9 protein-coding genes are annotated in these 19,579 nt (G+C 74.6%); all 9 read left to right on the forward strand.

Annotated elements, in window-relative coordinates:
• Positions 1–24: 24 nt before the first annotated feature.
• The 9 genes from HYQ63_RS38740 (at position 25) to HYQ63_RS38780 (ending at position 19,575) form a co-directional block, all read left to right on the forward strand.
• Positions 25–687, forward strand: a complete 663-nt coding sequence (locus HYQ63_RS38740) for a hydrolase (RefSeq protein ID WP_179938355.1) — start codon at positions 25–27, stop codon at positions 685–687.
• Positions 688–760: 73 nt separating this feature from the next.
• Entirely contained in the window at positions 761–1,498 is a 738-nt protein-coding gene (locus HYQ63_RS38745; RefSeq protein WP_179938357.1) for a YoaK family protein, read from the forward strand.
• Between the two features lie 445 nt (positions 1,499–1,943).
• The gene (locus HYQ63_RS38750; RefSeq protein ID WP_179938359.1) at positions 1,944–9,023 is read left to right on the forward strand and encodes a type I polyketide synthase; all 7,080 of its coding nucleotides are present in this window, start codon (positions 1,944–1,946) and stop codon (positions 9,021–9,023) included.
• Between the two features lie 2 nt (positions 9,024–9,025).
• Complete coding sequence (locus HYQ63_RS38755) at positions 9,026–13,777, forward strand: type I polyketide synthase (RefSeq protein WP_179938361.1); 4,752 nt, start codon at positions 9,026–9,028, stop codon at positions 13,775–13,777.
• 80 nt (positions 13,778–13,857) lie between these two features.
• Positions 13,858–14,172 (forward strand): phosphopantetheine-binding protein, encoded by a 315-nt coding sequence (locus HYQ63_RS38760; RefSeq protein ID WP_257232705.1) that lies wholly within the window; start codon positions 13,858–13,860, stop codon positions 14,170–14,172.
• Between the two features lie 2 nt (positions 14,173–14,174).
• Positions 14,175–15,041, forward strand: coding sequence for an alpha/beta fold hydrolase (locus HYQ63_RS38765; protein WP_179938363.1), 867 nt, complete (start codon positions 14,175–14,177; stop codon positions 15,039–15,041).
• A complete protein-coding gene (locus HYQ63_RS38770; protein WP_179938365.1) occupies positions 15,038–16,282 on the forward strand; it encodes a glycosyltransferase in 1,245 nt (414 codons plus the stop codon). The genes HYQ63_RS38765 and HYQ63_RS38770 overlap by 4 nt, the downstream gene beginning before the upstream one ends.
• Positions 16,279–17,391, forward strand: coding sequence for a class I SAM-dependent methyltransferase (locus HYQ63_RS38775; RefSeq protein WP_179938367.1), 1,113 nt, complete (start codon positions 16,279–16,281; stop codon positions 17,389–17,391). Before HYQ63_RS38770 ends, HYQ63_RS38775 begins: the two co-directional genes overlap by 4 nt.
• Positions 17,392–17,610: 219 nt before the next feature.
• Positions 17,611–19,575 carry an RICIN domain-containing protein gene (locus HYQ63_RS38780; RefSeq protein ID WP_179938369.1) on the forward strand — a complete coding sequence of 655 codons (1,965 nt, stop codon included), beginning with the start codon at positions 17,611–17,613 and terminating at the stop codon, positions 19,573–19,575.
• Positions 19,576–19,579: the final 4 nt, after the last annotated feature.

Consider the following 19,579-nt stretch of genomic DNA (forward strand, 5'->3'; position numbering starts at 1 on the left):
CGTACAGAGAGAAAGGGCCCCACCATGGTCGACATCGCCGAGGTCACCGCCACCCCCAGCCCCGCCCTGCTCACCCCGGACAACGCGGTGATGCTGTTCATCGACCATCAGCCGCAGATGTTCTTCGGCACCGGCAGCCACGACCGCACCACGATCATCAACTCCACCGTGGGCCTGGCGAAGGCGGCCAAGGTGTTCGACGTGCCGGTCGTGCTGAGCACCGTCGCCGCCGAGACCTTCTCGGGCCCGCTGCTCCCGCCGCTCGCGGACGTCTTCCCCGACCAGAAGGTCATCGACCGCACCTCGATGAACGCCTGGGAGGACGTGGCGTTCGTCGAGGCCGTCAAGGCGACCGGTCGCAAGAAGCTCGTCATCTCCGGGCTGTGGACCGAGGTGTGCCTCGTCCTTCCCGTGCTGTCCGCCATCGCCCAGGGCTACGAGGTGTACGTGGTCACCGACGCGTCCGGCGGCGTCACCCCGCAGGCACACGAGCACGCCGTCCAGCGCATGGTGCAGGCCGGTGCCGTCCCCGTCACCTGGGTGCAGGTCCTGCTGGAGCTCCAGCGCGACTGGGCCCGTACGGAGACGTACGGCCCGGTCACGGAGGTGGTGAAGGAGCACGCGGGTGCCTACGGCCTCGGCGTGCTGTACGCCCAGTCCATGCTCGGCGAACACGCCGCCGGCTGAGCGCCCCTCGCACACCGGTGGCGGCCACGGCGCCGCCACCGGTGGACACACCCCCTAGGAACGGACGTTGCGGATGCGCAGACTGCTGAGGGACGCCGCCCGGACCCTGGGGCCGCGCGTGACGGACCGCCACGGCCCGCTGCCGCCGCTCCTGCTGACGCTGACCGTGGTGACGGGGCTGGTCGACGCGGTGAGCTATCTGGGGCTCGGCCATGTCTTCGTCGCCAACATGACCGGCAATGTGGTCTTCCTCGGCTTCGCCCTCGCGGGCGCCCCGGGGCTGTCCGCCCCGGCCGCCCTCGTGTCCCTCGGCTCCTTCCTCACCGGCGCGCTCGCCGGGGGCCGCGTCGGTGCCCGGCCGCCCGCACACCGCGGGCGGCTGCTCGCCGTCACCACCGGCACCCAGGCGGCCCTGGTCGCGGCCGCCACCGCCGTATCGGCGCTCGCCCCCGGGGGCCAGGCCGCCACGGGCGTCCGTTACGCCCTGATCGTGCTGCTCGGCCTGGGCATGGGGCTTCAGAACGCGGTCGTACGACGCCTGGGCGTCCCCGACCTGACGACCACCGTGCTCACCCTGACCCTGACCGGCCTCGCCGCCGACTCCACCGCCACCGCGGGCACCAGCGGCGCGGCCCGCCGCGTGCTGTCCGTCCTCGCGATGTTCCTCGGGGCCCTCACCGGCGCCTGGCTGTTTCTGCGCTGGGGTCTCGCCGCCACCCTGGGTCCGGCCCTGACGCTGCTCGCCGTCACCGCCGTCGTTGCCCACCGCCTCTCGGCGGATGACGCGGTCTGGGCCCGGCCGGGAAGCTGAGCGGTTGCGTCCGCGGGTTGATTCCGGCCGCACTTTCCGGCGATGCGCCGCGTGTGCACGTAATTCAGAATCCGGAATGTGCTCCGCCGATTGGGTTCGATCGGCGCGCTCGAGCGGTTTACCCAGCGGGACTCCCGCTGGGTAAATGGTGTATTCGAGGGGCACAAGGGACGCTGGTGGCACGCTCTCTTCCGTCCCAGCTCACGAAAGGTACATCAATATTTAACAAAGGAAGAGAGGGGCGGCGCCGCGATCGATCTCCCCACCTATGGCGAGATCCAGCCCGTCCTGGCAGGTGCGGCGCTCGCAACTTGTTGACGGCTCAGTAACCGGATCGCTAATTTCGCCTCCGCGTCGTTTTGTGTAAAAGGCGCAAGCCGTACGTTAGACGTGCATGTCAGAATTATCTCCCTTTCGCGGCTAGAGCGATTTATCCGGAGAAAACATGTCATCCGTTGCGTATCCTGGCGATCTGGTTATAGGCATCACTCCGTTCGGGGAACCGGACCCCCGACTCGCCGCGGCGGTCAGCCGCGCCGGCGGCCTCGGCGTCCTCGACCTGGGAACGACGCGCCGCACGGCACTGGACGCGTGGGAACGCGTCAACGACTGGGTGTCCGACGGGCGGTACGGGGTGCGCGTGGCGGCGGGCTGCCCCCTGACGCCCGCGGATCTGCGGTACGCGGCACCACCGGACACCGGGCCCCCGGGGGACGGCGGCGGGCCCGGGCCGCACACCGTGATACTCGGCACCGGCGCGCCCTGGCCGCTGGACGCCGTCGCCGCCCGTCATCGCGTGCTGGTCGAGGTCACCGACCTCGACCAGGCCCTCGAAGCGGTCCGGGCCGGGGCACACGGGCTGATCGCCCGCGGCAGCGAATGCGGCGGACCGGTCGGCGAACTGAGCACCTTCGTCCTGCTCCAGCGGCTCCTGGCCGAGCCCGGCGTGTCCGTACCGGTGTGGGCCTGCGGCGGTATCGGCCCGCGCACCGCCGCCGCGGCGGTCATCGGGGGCGCGGCCGGGGTCGTCCTGGACACCCAGCTGGCCCTGCTCGCCGAATCGGGGCTCCCCGAGGACCGTGCCGCGCTGCTCCGGCCGATGGACGGATCGGAGACCACCGTCGTCGACGGACACCGTGCGCTGCGCCCGCGGGCGCGCTCCCCGCACCCCGGGGCACCCCTGACGGTGGGTCAGGACGGGTTCCTCGCCGCGCGCTTCGCCGCCCGCCGGCGGGACGTCGGCCGCGCCGTCCGGGGCATCACCGACGCCATCCGGAGCGTCGTACGGGATGCCGCGCACGAGCGCGATGCCACGCAGGCGCCCGCCTTTCAACTGCCCGTCGCGCAGGGCCCGATGACGCGGGTCAGCGACCAGGCGGGGTTCGCCTCCGCCGTCGCGGCGGACGGCGCGCTGCCGTTCATCGCGCTCGCCCTGGCCGGACGCGAGCAGGCGCGCACCCTGCTGGAGGAGGCCGCGGCCGCGCTGACCGGGCGCCCGTGGGGGGTGGGCGTCCTCGGCTTCGCCCCGGAGGAGATCAGAAGCGCCCAGCTGGAGGCCGTACGGGAGATCCGCCCGAGCCACGCCATCATCGCGGGCGGACGGCCGTCCCAGGCCGCGGCGCTGGAGCAGGACGGCATCACCACCTATCTGCACGTGCCCTCGCCCGGACTGCTGCGCCAGTTCCTGGAGGGCGGGGCGCGGCGGTTCGTCTTCGAGGGCTCCGAGTGCGGCGGCCATGTGGGTCCGCGCGCGAGCTTCCCGCTGTGGGAGGCCCAGATCGCCGTCATCGAGGACTTCCTCGACGACCCCGCGCACCGGGCCGAGGGCGCGGGCATCGAGGTCTACTTCGCCGGTGGAGTGCACGACGAACGGTCCGCCGCGATGGTGGCCGCGCTCGCCGCCCCGCTGACCCGGCGCGGCGTCGCCGCGGGGCCGCTGATGGGCACCGCGTACCTGTTCACCGAGGAGGCCGTCGCACACGGCGCCGTGCAACCCCTCTTCCAGCGCCAGGTGCTGGCCGCCGAGCACACCGCGCTGCTGGAGACCGCCCCCGGCCACGCCACGCGCTGTGTGCCGAGCCCCTTCACCGAGAGCTATCGCGCACTCAAGGAGCGGCTGCGCGACGAGGGCGTGCCCGACCGGGAGCTGTGGGAGCGCCTGGAGCGGCTGAACGTGGGGCGGCTGCGCATCGCCAGCAAGGGCCTGGAGCGCGGTCCCGACGGCCGGTTGACCGAGGCCGACGAGCAACGCCAGTTCTCCGACGGCATGTTCATGGCCGGACAGGTCGCGGTGCTGCGCTCGGCCACCACCACCATCGCCGCGCTGCACCACGCGGTGGGCCCGGCCGCGGCGGACTTCCTCGCCGCGCGGGCCTGGGCGCTGTGCGCGCCGCTGGGCGTGGCCGCGGCCCCCGCGACGGCTCCGGCGCCCGCACCGCTGGACGTGGCCGTGGTCGGCATGGCCTGCATGTTCCCGCAGGCGCCCGACCTCGCCTCGTTCTGGGCCAATGTGGTGGGCGGCGTCGACGCCATCACCGAGGTGCCCGCCGAGCGCTGGGACCCCGGCGTCCACTACACGGGCGACGAGGACGGCGCCTCCGCCTCCCGGTGGGGCGGCTTCCTGCCCCGTATCCCCTTCGACCCGCTGCGTTACGGCATCCCCCCGGCCTCCCTCGGCAGCATCGAACCGGTCCAACTGCTGGCCCTGGAGGCCGCCCGCCGGGCGCTGGACGACGCCGGGTACGGCGCCCCCGGCGACGGCGGCCGGGCGTTCGACCGCGCCCGCACGTCCGTGGTCTTCGGCGCCGAGGCGGGGAGCGACCTGTCCAACGCGCAGACCCTGCGCGCCGTCCTGCCCTCGTACTTCCGCGAGGTGCCCGAGGACCTGGCCGCGCAATTACCCGAACTCACCGAGGACTCCTTCCCCGGCATGCTCGCCAACGTCATCTCCGGGCGGATCGCCAACCGGCTCGACCTGGGCGGCGCCAACTACACCGTGGACGCGGCGTGCGCGTCCTCGCTCGCCGCCGTCGACGTCGCCTGCAAGGAGCTGACCGCGGGCACCAGCGACCTCGTCCTGTGCGGCGGCGCCGACCTGCACAACGGCATCAACGACTACGTGCTCTTCTCCTCCGTGCACGCCCTGTCCCCGACCGGCCGGTCCCGGGCGTTCGACGCGACGGCCGACGGCATCGCGCTCGGCGAGGGCGTCGCGTGCGTCGTCCTCAAGCGGCTGGCCGACGCCGAACGCGACGGCGACCGGATCTACGGCGTCATCAAGGGCGTCGGCTCGTCCAGCGACGGCCGCTCGCTCGGGCTGACCGCCCCGCGCCCCGAGGGCCAGCGGGCCGCGCTGGAGCGCGCGTACGCGAGCGCCGGGGTCTCCCCGGCGAGTGTCGGCCTGGTCGAGGCGCACGGCACCGGTACGGCGGTGGGCGACCGTACCGAACTCACCGTCCTCAGCGAAGTGTTCGCCGAGGCGGGGGCGGCCACCGGCGGTTGCGCGCTCGGCTCCGTCAAGTCCCAGATCGGGCACACCAAATGCGCCGCCGGGCTGGCCGGGCTCGTCAAGACCGCGCTGGCGCTGTACACGGGCGTCAAGCCGCCGACCCTGCACCTGACGCGGCCGAACCCGGCGTGGGACGCGGAGCACGGCCCCTTCGCCTTCCACACCGAGGCGCGGCCGTGGGCCACGGCGCCCGCGGACCGGGTGGCCGGGGTCAGCGCGTTCGGCTTCGGCGGCACCAACTTCCATGTGGTGCTGGCGGCACACGGCAACGGCACGCCGCCACCCGCGCACACGCTCGACGCCTGGCCCTGCGAACTCTTCCTCTTCCGCGGGGCCGACCGGGCGGCGGCGCTGCGCGCGGTCGAGGAGACGCTGCGGCAGACCGAGGCCAACGACACGGCGGGGCGGCCATGGCGGCTGCGCGACCTCGCGCTGACCGCCTCCCGGCGGGCCGACTCCGGCCACGCACCGGTGCGGGTGGCGGTGGTGGCCACGGACCTGGACGACCTGGCCGAGCGGTTACGGCGGGTGCTGGCGGGCGACGTGGCCGTCTCCGGACCGCCGAGACCGGGCGGGCGGGACGAGGGCCTGTACGTGGCCGACACGTCCCCGGACACCGGGCAGGACCCCACCACGGACCCCACGCCGGACCTCGCCCCGGACACCACGCCGGGCTCCACCCCGGACACCGCGCCCGACCTCGCCCCGGACACCGCGCCCGACGAGCCCGTGGGCAAGGTGGCCTTCCTCTTCCCCGGGCAGGGCAGCCAGCGGCCCGGGATGTTCGCGGACGCGTTCGTGGCCTTCCCCGAGCTGCGGCGGCATCTGCTCCACGGCTCCGGCTACGCCGGTGTGCTCTACCCCCCGGCCGCCTTCGACGAGGCCGGAAAGGCGGCCCAACACGCCGCCCTCACCGACACCCGGGTGGCCCAGCCCGCCCTGGGCATCGTCGGGCTCGCCGCCCACGCCCTGCTCACCTCGGCCGGAGTACGGCCCGACATGGCGGCCGGGCACAGCTACGGCGAACTGGTCGCGCTGTGCGCCGCGGGCGCCCTCGACCCGCGCAGCCTGCCCCGGCTCAGCGCCGAGCGGGCGGCCGCCATCCTCGACGCCGCCGAGGCCGCCGGACACGAGCCGGGCACCATGGCCGCCGTGACCGCTCCGGCCGACACCGTCGAGCGGCTGCTGAGGGAAGCCGGGCTCGCCGAGCAGGTGGTGGCCGCCAACCACAACGCGCCGCAGCAGACCGCGATCTCCGGTCCCGAGCGGGACGTGGCGGAGGCGGTCAAGCTGCTGCGGGAGGCCGGGCACACGGTCCGGCGCCTGTCCGTGGCGTGTGCGTTCCACAGCCCGCTCGTCGCCGGGGCCGGGCCACGCTTCGCCGAGGTGCTGGCCGAACACCCGGTGCGGGAACCGGAGTTCCCGGTCTGGGCCAACCGCACCGCCGCCCCGCACGGCGCGGAACCGGACGCCATCCGCGCCGAACTCGCCGCCCAGATCGGCGCCCCGGTCCGCTTCCGGGACCAGATCGAGGCCATGTACGCGGCGGGCGCGCGGATCTTCGTCGAGGCCGGGCCGGGCACCGTGCTGACCCGGCTGGTGGCGGAGATCCTGGGCGACCGACCGCACCGTACCGTCGCCTGCGACGCGCGACGGGCCCGTACCGAGGGGCGGGGAGGCGGCTTCGAGGGGCCGCGCGGGTTCCTCGAAGCCCTCGCCCAGCTGGCCGTCGCCGGGGTTCCGGTGCGTACGGGCTGGCTGTTCCGCGGCCGTGACGCCGTGGACGCGGCTTCCACCGCACCGCCGAAGCGGCCCGGATGGACGGTCGACGGACAACTGGTCCGCACCGCGGACGGTGACCTTCTCCCCGGTGCGCTGGCACCGGCCCGACGTGTCGTGGAGGCGACGGTGAGCCAGACGGACCGCAAGGGCGACGACGGATACGGGGACCGGGATGCCCTGATCGCCGAATACCTGAGAACGAGCCGGGAGATGATCGCCGCCCAGCGCGACGTCCTGCTCACCTACTTCGGCGGGGCGGCGGGGGCGGCGGGGGAGCGGCCCATGGCGCCGCCCCCGGTCGCCACCGCACCCCTGCCCGTGGCCACCCCCGCCACCGCGCTGCCCGCGGCGGCCGCCACCGCATCCGCCACCGTCGCACCGGCCACCATTCAACCCGCTGCGGAAGAACCGGCCGCTCCCGCCACCGGGCCCGATGTCCTGCGCGCGGTCTCCGAGATCATCAGCGAACGCACCGGCTACCCCGTCGACATGATCGAACCCGATCTCGACCTCGAAGCCGACCTCAGCATCGACTCCATCAAGCGCGCCGAGATCGCCGGTGAGCTGGCCCGCCGCCTCGGTGTCGCGGGCGCCGGAACCGCCGCGCTGGGCGACGAGGAGCTGGAGGAGCTGGCCAAGGCCCGTACGACCGCGGCCGTCACCGAGTGGCTCACCGCGCGTCTCGCACCCTCCACGGCCGCGCCCGCCACCGCCGACGCCCCGGCCACCGTCCCGAACGACATCGCCGCCGCGCCGGGCGTGGCGCCCCGGCGGATGCGGCTTGTGCCCGTACCCCTGGATGAGAGGGAGGACGCGTCGCCCGACCTCACCGGCAAGCGCTTCGCCCTGCTCGGCGGGGACACGGACGGGGTGGCCGCCGCGGTCGCCGCCCGGCTGGCCGGGCAGGGCGCCGAGGCCATGACCCTCGCCGCGGGCCATCTGCTCGCAGAGGCGGACGGCCCGGTGGACGGCGTGCTGCTGCTCGACCCGCTGGCCGGGTCCGGCGCGCCCCTGCTGCCCGAGGCGTTCGCCGTGCTCCAGGCCGCGCTGCGGCGCGGACCGCACTGGCTGCTGGCCGTGCGCGCGGCCGACCCGCTCGACCCGCGCCCGGCGGGGTTGCGCGGGGTGTTCCGTACGGTGGCCAGGGAGTACCCGGACACGGCCGCCACCCTGGTGGAGCTGGCCGCCGACGCGCCCGCGTCCGGCGACGACGTGGCCGGCGCACTGCTCGACGAGCTGTCCGCCACCGACCGTGCACCCGTCGTCCTGCGCACCGCCGACGGGCGGCGCCACCGGCTGGACCTGACGCACGCCCCGCTCGGGCCGCTCGCGGCCTCGGGCGCCGGGCCCGCCGGAGACGGCGCGGCGGAGGCCGCCGCGCTCGGCCTGGACCGCGACTCCGTGGTGGTCCTGGTCGGCGGGGCGCGCGGCATCACCGCCCGGTGCGCCCTCGCCCTCGCGTCCGCCGCCCGCTGCCGGATCGAACTGCTCGGCCGTACGCCGGAACCCACCGGCCCGGAGGACCCGGACACCGCCGCGGCGCACGACGAGACGGCGCTGCGCGCGGCGCTCGCCGCCCGGGGCGGCGCGACACCGGCCGAGATCGAGCGGGAGGCCGCCCGGATCCTCGCCCGGCGCGAAGTCGCGGCGACGCTCGCGGAGTTGAGCGCCCTGGGCAGCCGGGTGCGCTACCGCGCGGTGGACGTCCGGGACGCCGCGGCCGTGCTCCAGGCCGTGAAGCAGATCCACGCCGACCACGGGCGGCTGGACGGTGCCGTGTACGCCGCCGGTGTCATCGAGGACCGGCTGATCGCGGAGAAGTCCGCCGAGTCCTTCGGGCGGGTCTTCGGCACCAAGGTGGACGGCGCGCGGACCCTGCTGGACGCCCTCGCGGAACTGCCCGAACCCCCGGCGTTCACGGTGCTGTTCGGCAGCATCTCCGCCGCCCTCGGCAACCGCGGCCAGGTGGACTACGCCGCGGCCAACGACGCGCTGGAAACCCTCGGCGCGCAGTGGCGGGCCCGCACCGGCCGCCGGGCGCTGACCGTGCACTGGGGGCCGTGGGCCCCGACCGGCACCCACGGCGGGATGGTCACACCGGAACTCGGCCGGGAGTACGCCCGGCGCGGCATCTCGCTCATCGACCCCGAAGAGGGCGCGCTGGCGCTGCTGCGCGAGCTGGCCTGGGGCGAGGAGCCGGACCAGGCCGTCGTCTACACCGCCTCGGGCTGGTGACCATGACCGACCGTCACCAGATGCCACCGGTGGCCATCGTCGGCATGTCGGTCCTGCTGCCCGGCTCCCCGGACCTGGACACCTACTGGCGCAACCTGACCGGCGGCGTGGACGCCATCACCGAGGTCCCGGCCGGGCGATGGGACACGGGGTTCTACGATCCCCAGGGCCCCGGCACCCCGGCCGCCCCCGACCGGGTGTACTGCCGCCGGGGCGGCTTCGTCGACACGTACGCTCAGGTGGAGGCCGCCCGGTTCGGCATCATGCCGAACTCGGTGTCCGGCACCGAACCCGACCAGCTGATCGCCCTCGGCGTCGCGGCGGCCGCCCTCGCCGACGCGGGCGGCGACGGCCGGCTGCCCGACCGGGAGCGGGTGGGCGTCGTCCTGGGCCGGGGCGGCTACCTCACCCCCGGGCTGGTCCGGCTCGACCAGCGCGTCCGCACCGCGCACCAGCTCGTACGCACCCTCGGCGAGCTGCTGCCCGGCCTCGGCCCCGACCACCTGAACCGGATCCGGGACGCCTTCACCGAACAGCTCGGCCCGGACCGCCCCGAGGCGGCCATCGGCCTGGTGCCCAACCTCGCCGCCTCCCGTATCGCCAACCGGCTCGATCTGCGCGGGCCCGCCTACACCGTGGACGCCGCGTGCGCCTCGTCGCTCGTCGCCGTCGACCAGGCGGTGGGGGAGCTGGCCTCCGGGCGGTGCGACGTGATGCTCGCGGGCGGTGTGCACCACTGCCACGACATCACCCTGTGGAGCGTCTTCGCGCAGCTTCGCGCCCTGTCGCCGAGCCAGCGCATCCGGCCCTTCGACCGCGCCGCCGACGGCCTGCTGATCGGCGAGGGCACCGGTGTGGTCGTCCTCAAGCGGCTCGCCGACGCGCGGCGCGACGGCGACCGCGTCTACGCCGTCATCCGCGGCACCGGCGTGGCCTCGGACGGCCGCGCCACCGGGCTGGTCAACCCGGACCCGGGCGGCCAGGCCCGCGCCGTACGGCAGGCATGGCGCGCCGCTGGCCTCGACCCGCGCGAACCGGACTCGATCGGCCTGCTGGAGGCGCACGGCACGGCCACACCCGCCGGGGACGCGGCCGAACTCACCACACTGGCCGAGGCGTTCGGGCCCGGTGGTTCTTATCGTGGCGAGCCTGCCGTCATCGGCTCCGTGAAGTCGATGATCGGCCACACCATGCCCGCCGCCGGTGTCGCGGGGCTGGTCAAGGCCGCCCTCGCCGTCCACCACGGGTGGCTGCTGCCCACCCTTCACTGCGACGACCCGCACCCGGGCCTGGAGGCCACCCGCTTCCGCACCCTCGACGCGGCCACGCCCTGGGAGGCCCCCGTGCGGCGCGCGGCGGTCAACGCCTTCGGGTTCGGCGGGATCAACGCGCACGTGGTGCTGGAGCAGGAGTCGACCGCGCCGGTGAAACGGCGCCCGGCCACCGTCGTGACCGAACCCGAACGGGTGCTGGCCCTCGCCGTGGACACGCCGGAGCGGCTGGCCGAACTGCTCGACGCGGACGATGCGACCGTACGGGCCACCGCGGCCGCTTCCTCGTCCGGACGGGGCGCCCCCACCCGGCTGGGCATCGTCGAGCCCACCGCCAAGCGGCTCGCCCTCGCCCGGCGCGTGGTCGCCAAGGGCCGCCCGTGGCGCGGCCGCAACGACGTCTGGTTCACCCCGGAGCCGCTGCTCGCGGCCGCCGGGAAACTCGCCTTCGTCTTCCCCGGCCTGGAGGCCGAGTTCGAGCCCCGCACGGACGGGATCGCCGAGTACTTCGGGCTGTCCCGGCACACCGGCGACCGCCCGCGCGAGCGGTACGGCGAGGCGGCCCGCGCGGGCGACATCGGCCGCCACGGCATGGGCGTCTTCGGCGTGGGACGCCTGCTGAACGCGGCGCTCGGACGCATGGGAATCGTGCCGGACGCGGTGGCCGGACACAGCGTCGGCGAGTGGTCCGCGATGGCCGCGGGCGAACTCTACGCGGGCGAGGCCGTCGACGCCTTCCTCGACTCCTTCGACCCCGACGCGCTGCGCGTCCCCGGTGTGACCTTCGCCGTCCTCGGCACGGGCGCGGAACGCGTCCTCGCCGCACTCGCGGAGCGGCCGGAGAGCCGGATCGTGCTCTCGCACGACAACGCGCCCAGCCAGTCGATGGTGTGCGGGCCGCGGGCCGACGTCGAGGAGTTCGTCCGGGCGATGCGCGCGACGGGCGTGATCGCGCAGGTCCTGCCCTTCCAATCCGGCTTCCACACGCCCATGCTGGCCCCCTTCCTCGACCCCATCCGGACCCTGGCGGAGCGCTTCGAGTTGCTCCTGCCGCCCCGCGTCCCCGTCTGGTCCGGAACCACCGCCGCGCCGTATCCGGAAACCGAGGCGGAGGTGCGGCAGTTGTTCGTGCGGCACCTCCTGGAACCGGTGCGGTTCCGGCTGCTGACCCAGGCCCTGCACGACGCGGGCTTCCGCGCGTTCGTACAGATGGGCACCGGCCAGCTGGCCTCGCTCATCGGCGACACGCTCCAGGGGCGCGACCACGTCGTGGTGGCCGCCAACTCGCCCCACCGCGACGGCGTCGCCCAGCTGCGCCGCGTCGCCACCGCGCTGTGGACGGAGGGCGCGCCCGTGGACCCCGCGCTCCCGCGCCCCGGCACGGTGCGGCCGTCGGCTCCGGTGCGCCTGAACCTCGACGGCGCGCTCGTTTCGCTGGGCGGGCCGCGCTTGGCGGAGTTGCGGGGAGTGCTGGCGGCTGGGCTTTCCCCCACCCCGCCCCTTCCCGAAACCGGGGTGCTCCGCCCCCCGGCCCCCCGCTCCCCGGAGCGCCTCGCCCCGACGGCGGGCCCGCACCATCCCGCGTCGCTGTCTCCGTCGGGCACGGGGCAGGCCACGGCGTTGCACCCGGCGGCGGGTTCGCAGTACGCCGAGCCGCCACACGCGGCGACGACGGGCACGGACCACGTGGCGGCGGGCACCGCCCACGCTGCGCCGCCGCATGTGGCGGTGGCGGGCGCGGGCCAGGCCGCGTCGCCACTTCCGGCGACGGCGGCCGCGGTGAGTACGCGTCCGGCGGCGGGCCCGCACCACCCTGCCCCCTGGGCCGCCGAACTCGACGCGCTTCTCCGGGAGACGGCCGACGCGGCGGCCGAGTTGGTGGCGGCGGGGCTCGCCCGGCCGGTGGTGCCCCGGGCGCGGACCTACGACGTGCGCGTGTCCACCGAGGCCATGCCCTACCTCCGTGACCACTGCTTCTTCCCGCAGCGGTCCGGCTGGCCCGATGAGGCCGATCGGTGGCCCGTGGTTCCGGCCACCACGATCGTGCAGCACCTCATCGACGCGGCGGAGCACACGGCCGACGGCCCGCACGTGGCCGTGGCCGTGCATGGCGCGCGCTTCGACCAGTGGGTGACCGCGACGCCGCCCAGCACCGTTCCTGTCACCGTGACACCGTCCGCAACCGACCCCGCCCACCACACCGTCACGTTCGGCCGCAGCGCCCGTGGCACCGTCCAGCTCGCGCCCCGCTACCCGGATGCCGCCGAACGCCCGGTGCCCTGGCGTATCGACCCCGCCACCGAGCGGATACCCGAGCACACCGCGGCGCAGATCTACGACGAGCGCTGGATGTTCCACGGTCCGGCGTTCCAGGGCCTCACCCGGATCACCGCGATCGGTGAGACGCAGGTGCGCGGCACGATCACCACTCCGGCCGCGCCCGGCGCGCTCCTGGACAACGTCGGTCAGCTGCTCGGGTACTGGATCATGGCGACCCGCACCGAGCGCTCCGTCGTCTTCCCGGTCGGGATGCGCCTGATGCGCTTCTACGGTCCGCCTCCGCGGCCCGGCACCGAGGTGGAGTGCCTGGTCAGGATCGTCGCGCTGACCGATGCGGCGCTGGAGGCCGATGTTCAGCTGCTGATCGGCGGTGAGGTGTGGGCGGAGGTGCACGGCTGGCACGACCGCCGGTTCGACAACGATCCGCAGACCCGCCCGGTGGAGCGCTTCCCGCAGCGCAACACGTTGTCGCGGCCCCAGCCGGGCGGCTGGTCACTGGTGTACGAGCGCTGGCCGGACCTGGCCTCGCGCGATCTGATCATGCGCAATCACCTGGGCAGCGCCGAACGCGCCGAGTACGCGCGGCAGCCACCGCTCGGCCGCCGACAGTGGCTGCTGGGCCGGATCGCGGCCAAGGACGCGGTGCGGCGGTGGCTGTGGGAGCAGGGGGAGGGGCCGGTCTTCCCGGCCGAGATCCGGGTGTGCGAGGACGAGCACGGCCGCCCGTACGCGGTCGGCGTCCACGGCCGGACCCTGCCCCCGCTGGATCTGACGCTGGCGCACCGGGCCGAGGCCGGGGTCGCCCTGGTGGCGCCGCGCCACCCGAGCGAGCAACGCGGTCCCGGCCTCGGCATCGAGGAGGTCGCCGAGCGCGACGTGGCGTTCGGCCCGGCGGAGCGCGCGCTTCTCGCCACCGTCACCGCCGCGGGCGGCGCCTCCGCCACCTGGTGGGCCGCCGCCTTCCGCGCCGCCAAGGAGGCGGTGGCGAAGGCGGACGGCACCGGCCGGGACACCGCGGTGGTCGGCGCGGAACACACGCACCTCACCGTCGAGGTGGCCACCGCCCCCGGACAACCGCCGCGCCGCTACCGGGTGCACTGCACGACGACCGCCAACCCGTCCGGGTTGCCGGGCAGGGAGTACGCCGTGGCCTGGACGACCGGTCCGGGCCACCGGGATCAGGACGAGGAGACCGATCAGTGACCACCGTCGAACCCACCGTCGAACCCACAGCCCCGGCACCCGTACCCGACGCACCGGCCGTGCTCGCGGACGTCGCCGGAATGCTCCGGACCATGCTCGACGAGGACGGCCTCGACGACATCGAGGTCGCCATGGACACCCGCTTCACCGATGACCTGGAGCTGGAGAGCATCGACCTGGTGACCCTGGCGGGCACCCTTCAGGACCGCTACGGGCAGGAGGTCAACTTCGCCGAGTTCGTGGCCGATCTGGAGCTGGACGAGATCATCGGCCTCACCGTCGGGCAGCTCGTGGAGTACATCGTGCGGTGCATCGGAGCGGCCGAGGTCAGAGCGGCCGGAGCCAGAGCGGCCGATGCCGGAGTGGCCGAGGCCAGAGCGGCCGAGGGGAGCTGACCATGGCGATGATCCACCTCGGTGGCCCGCCCGGCACCGGCGACGGACCGGACGGCCTCCGCCTGCACGTACAGCGGCTGTCCCCGCCGGACGGCCGCCCGCCCACCGCGACCGTCGTGCTCGTCCACGGCCTGCTCACCGACTCCCTGGCCAGCTGGTACTTCACCGTGGCCCCGGACCTCGCCGCCGCCGGGCTGGACGTGGTGATGTACGACCAGCGCGGCCACGGCCGCAGCGAGCGCCCCGGATCCGGCTACCGGCTGGAGACGTTCGTCAGCGATCTGGAACGGCTGCTGGACCAGCTGGAGATCACCACACCGGTCCACCTGGTGGGCAACTGCTTCGGCGGCACGGTGGCGTACGGGTATGCCCTGCGCCGCCCGGAACGGGTGGCGGGCCTCGCGACGATCGAGGCGAAACCCGCCACCCCGGGCTGGCTGACGGACATCAGCGGGATCATGCGGCGCATCGTGGTCGAACTCGTCGCGCACGAGGCCGAGTCGCTGGCCTGGGTCACCGCCCACCGGGGCGCGCACACCGCGCGGCTGGCCAAGTCGGCGGCCCGGCTGGTGCGTACGACCACGATCGCCGAGGACGTGGCGGCGAGCCGGACGGTGAGCGAGGAGCGGGTCCGCGCCCTGCGCTGCCCGACGCTGGCCGTGTACGGCGCCGACTCCGAACTCGCCGGTGAGGACGGATGGCTCAGGGCGCTGCCGCCCGGCACCCGGACGGTCATGCTGCCGGGGGAGGGGCACTCGGTGCTGGCCGAGGCGCCCGCGCGGATACGCGCGCTGCTGCTGTCCTGGATCCGTGAACAGGGCACCGCCGTCCCGGTGGCGGCCGGGTTCAAGGGAACCGATGCCTCATGACCGCAGCGTCTCCCACTTCGTCCGCCCGCCGTTTCCTCTTCGTCGTGCCGCCGCTCGTCGGCCACGTCAACCCCACCGTCGGCGTGGCGGCCGAACTGACGGCCCGCGGCCACCAGGTGGCCTGGGCCGGGCTGCCGGAGGTCGTGCAGCGGCTGGTCGGACCCGGCGCCACGGTCCACCGCTGCGCCGGGCCGGTGATCGGTGAGGGCGGGGCGGAGCGCCCGCCCGAGGTGCGCGGCCCGGGCGCGCTGAAGTTCCTGTGGGAGGACTTCCTGGTGCCGCTCGCCGAGGCCATGGCGCCCGATGTGGCGCGGGCCATCGAGGAGTTCCGCCCGGATGTGGTGGTGGCCGACCAGCAGACCGTGGCGGGCGCGCTGGTGGCCGAGCGGCTGGGCGTGCGGTGGGCCACCTCCGCCACCACCTCGGCGGAGTTCACCGGCGCGCTGGACGGCATGCCCAAGATCGACGCCTGGCTGGACGGCCTGCTCGCCGGGTTGCGCGGCCGGATCGGCGATCCGCGCGGCACGGCCGACCCCCGGTTCTCGCCCGATCTGGTGCTGGCGTTCACCACCGAGGAACTGGCCGGGCGGCCCGTCCGGGCGGCCGACCACATCCGGTACGTGGGCCCGTCCATCGCCGGGCGCCCGGCCGAACCGGACTTCCCGTGGGAGTGGCTGGACCCCGCCCGCCCCACCGTCCTGATCACCCTCGGCACCGCGAACACCGACGCCGGGGCGCGTTTCCTCGCCGCCTCCCGGGAGGCCGTACGCGCCCGGGCCGACCGCTTCCAGACGGTCATCGTCGACCCGGCAGGCACCCTCGAACCGGCCGCCGACGGGGACAAGAACCTGCTGACGGTCCCGCGGATCCCCCAGTTGCGCCTGCTGGAGCGGGTGGCCGCGGTCGTGTGCCACGCGGGCCACAACACCGTGTGCGAGGCCCTGTGGCACGGTGTCCCGCTCGTGGTGGCCCCGATCCGGGACGACCAGCCCGTGGTGGCCGCCCAGGTGGTGGCCGCGGGCGCGGGCGTCCGGGTCAGGTTCGGCAGGGCGCGGGCGGCGGCGCTCGGCGAGGCCGTCGACGCGGTGCTGGACGAACCGGGCCACCGCGCCGCGGCCGAGCGCGTCGGCGCGTCCTTCCGCGCCGCGGGCGGCGCCCGCGCGGCCGCCGCCCACCTGGAACGACTGGCCGCCACCGCGGCCACCACCCCGTCCACCACGACCCCCGAGGGGGAACGATGAGCCAGGACAAGGCCACCTCCGACAGACTCGGCCCGGAAGCCCCGCGGCCGTCCCGCGCCGAGGCCGTGGCCGCCCTCCGGCCGCGCTACCAGGCCGACCTGGACCAGGGCACCGAGCGGTTCTTCGAGCCGCGCCGCACGGACTGCCCGTGGTGCGGCTCGACCCGGCTGAAGCGGCGGCTGCGCACCAGGGACCGGTTCCAGAACAAGCCGGGCCGCTTCCGGCTGGACACGTGCCGGGACTGCCGTCTGGTGTTCCAGAACCCCCGGCTGAACGGCGACGGGCTGGAGTTCTACTACCGCGACTTCTACGACGGCCTGGGGGAGGAGGGCATGGGCAACGTGTTCTCCGGGCGGCAGAAGATGTACCGCGGACGCGCGGAGGCCCTGAAGCCCTCCGCCGACGCCCCGGCGAAGTGGCTCGACGTCGGCACCGGCCACGGCCACTTCCCCGAAGTGGCCCGCACCGTCTTCCCCACCACCGTCTTCGACGGGCTGGACTTCACCGAGGGCGTCGAACTGGCCGAGCGGGAGGGGCGGATCGACCACGGCATCCGGGGCAGCTTCCCGGAGCTGGCCGGGGAGCGGCTGGCCGGGCGCTACGACGTGGTGAGCATGTTCCACTACCTGGAGCACAGTACGGATCCCCGCGCGGAACTCCGCGCGGCCCACCGCGCCCTCGGTCCCGGCGGCCATCTGCTCATCGAAGTGCCCGATCCGGAGTGCTGGTTCGCCCGCCTCTTCGGCCGCTTCTGGCTGCCCTGGCTCCAGCCCCAGCACCTGTACTTCCTCCCGGTGGCGGGCCTGCGGAAGGAGCTGGAGGCGCTCGGCTTCACCGTGGTCCTCGAACAGCACCGCGAGTCGTCCGACACCGTCGACCTGCTGGGCGCGGTGTGGCTGGGGGCCAACGCGGTCCTGCCGCCCGACGACGCCCCCTGGCTGGCCCAGCCGCCCGGTCGCGCGCGGTGGCTGCTGCGCTGCGCGGGCCTGGTGGCGGCCATACCCGCCCTCGTCGTGGCCACCACACTGGACCGGCTGCTGCTCAAGCCACTGGCCGGGTTGGGGAAGGTGTCCAATGCCTACCGTCTGGTAGCCCGGCGCAATGGGTGAATTCGTTAGCCACTTTGCATTTCGTAACGTCAGTCGCCGCCTCAGTGGCCCTTGGTAGTGCCCGAACTCCAAAAATGTGAAGTCCCTTGTTCCGCATCGGTTCCGTATGCAAAGGTGCAGGTGTCGCCACGTGGGCCAGGTGTTTCTGTGCGCCGCCGGCAGGGCCGACACCCCTAATTGGTACGGACTTTTCTCGCTGCCCTGTGAAAGGGAAAAGACGTGAACGATGCTGCCCTGACGGACTTCTTAACCCCCGCCCCCCTGTTCGGTGTGACGGATGAACAGCTCACGGCCGAACTCAAGAAGGGCTCGGGGAAACTGTCCGAGCATCACCCCGTCGGGGAGCTGCTGGGCCGTCACTGGGAGGCGGCCTTCTCGTACGCGAGCCTGTGCACCACGGGCACCCACCCGGCGGGGATCCTCACGTCCGCCGCCTTCACCAGGCTGTTCGGGGAGGCGCTGCGGCGGACCGCACCGGCCACCGCGTGGCGGCCACGGGTGCTGGCCACCGTGCGGGGCATAGCGCAGGAGTGGAACACGGGCCCGCGGGGCGCGCTGCTCCATCCCGGCCTGCGGGCCGACCTCGGGGTACGGGGACGCGAGGACGGACGGCTCCGTCCGCCGGAGAACAGGCGTCTGGTGTTCCGCGCGTTCCAGCGGCTCCCCGAGGCGGCCCGCTGCCTGCTGTGGCACACGGAGGTCGAGGCCGATCAACTCGCCGTCCCGGCAGGGCTGTTGGGGCTGTACGACGATGCCTCCGGCGAGCTGGAACGGGCCCGGCTGCGCTGGCGTCAGGCCTGCCTGGAGGCCCATCGCGACACGGCCCCCGAGGAGGAGTGCCGGCAGTACAGCCGACTGCTGGACGTCTCGCTCCGCCGTGGCGACACCTGGCTCGACCCCGATCTGCGGCAGCATCTGGCCAGGTGTGAGCACTGCCGTCAGGCCGCCGACCAGTTGGACCACTCCACCGGACGGCCCGCCGTCCTGCTCGCCGAAGCGGTCCTGGGGTGGGGCGCGCGGGAGTATCTCGACTCCCGGCCGGGCCGCCGCATCCCCGAACCGGCCACGGCCGTGGATCCCCCTCCCATGCCCCGCACCCCGCCACGTGTCGGCGGCCCTCGCCACTCGGCGCGGAAACACCCCTGGTGGAAGGCGCGTCCGGCGGCGCGTCCGGAGGCGCGCAGAAGGCGCCCGCGGCTCACCGGTGGCCGGTTCCTCTTCGTGGCGGCGGCCAGCGGCTGTGTCCTGGTGTCGGTGGCGGTGGCCTCCGTCCTGCCGTCCGGCGGCGGCGAGGACGCGGCGTACGAGCGGGACACCCCCTCCACGACGCCGGGCGCGGGTGACACGACGGCCCCCGGTTCGGATCCCTCGTGGATCGGCGCCGACGGCCGCCCGGCCGACACCCTGCGCGGACGGCTGCGCAACGCGGCGAGCGGGCTGTGCCTCGACATCGTCGGCGACAAGCCCGCGGCGGGCGCCGAAACCGCGGCCACACCCTGCACCTCCGCGGACACCCAGCAGTGGTCGTACGAGGCCGACGGCCTGCTGCGCAGCGGTGCCGACCCCGAACTCTGCCTCAACTCCCGCCTGAGCTTCTCCATCCGGCTGGGCTCCTGTGAGGCCACCTCACAGCGAGGCGCCGCGAACGTGCGGTACGACTTCACCCTCCAGGGCACCCTGGTGCCGCGCCGGCACCAGGAGCTGGCCCTGACTCCGGACTCCACGGAGAAGGGGGCCGCGCTGGTCCTGAAAACACGTGAGGACTCGGCGACGGCACAGCGCTGGCTGGCGGGCGGCGCGGCGGACGACAACCGGTACCGGACCGAGACGGCCCGCCCGGACCGGGAGACGGCGCCCCGCCAGGTGTCCGTCGTCCGCCCGAAGCCCGCCCGCACCGCGCCTCCGGCGAACGCGCCCGAGCACTCGGCTCCGCAGCGGTCCGCGCCGCCGAAACGGTCGCATCCCTCGCCCAAGGCGCCGCACCGCCCCAAGCCCCCGGCGGGTCCGCCCCCGCGGCAGGCGGGCTCCTGGAACGGCCAGCAGGGCCGACCCGGATGGCAGGGCCAGCAGGGCCAGTACGGACGGCAGGGGTGGCCCGGGCAGTACGAGCGGTACGGGCAAGCCCCTTGGGCCCCGGGCCGGGCCGGACACGACCGCGGCTGGGGGCGAGGGGGCTACCGCTGACGAC

The organism is Streptomyces sp. Rer75, from assembly GCF_013414305.1.
In the GTDB taxonomy this organism is placed as follows: Bacteria; Actinomycetota; Actinomycetes; order Streptomycetales; family Streptomycetaceae; genus Streptomyces; species Streptomyces himastatinicus.

Coding starts and splice junctions, on each gene's coding strand:
- HYQ63_RS38740 (WP_179938355.1), top strand. CDS start 25: ATGGTCGACATCGCCGAGGTCACCGCCACCCCCAGCCCCGCCCTGCTC.
- HYQ63_RS38745 (WP_179938357.1), top strand. CDS start 761: ATGCGCAGACTGCTGAGGGACGCCGCCCGGACCCTGGGGCCGCGCGTG.
- HYQ63_RS38750 (WP_179938359.1), top strand. CDS start 1,944: ATGTCATCCGTTGCGTATCCTGGCGATCTGGTTATAGGCATCACTCCG.
- HYQ63_RS38755 (WP_179938361.1), top strand. CDS start 9,026: ATGACCGACCGTCACCAGATGCCACCGGTGGCCATCGTCGGCATGTCG.
- HYQ63_RS38760 (WP_257232705.1), top strand. CDS start 13,858: ATGCTCCGGACCATGCTCGACGAGGACGGCCTCGACGACATCGAGGTC.
- HYQ63_RS38765 (WP_179938363.1), top strand. CDS start 14,175: ATGGCGATGATCCACCTCGGTGGCCCGCCCGGCACCGGCGACGGACCG.
- HYQ63_RS38770 (WP_179938365.1), top strand. CDS start 15,038: ATGACCGCAGCGTCTCCCACTTCGTCCGCCCGCCGTTTCCTCTTCGTC.
- HYQ63_RS38775 (WP_179938367.1), top strand. CDS start 16,279: ATGAGCCAGGACAAGGCCACCTCCGACAGACTCGGCCCGGAAGCCCCG.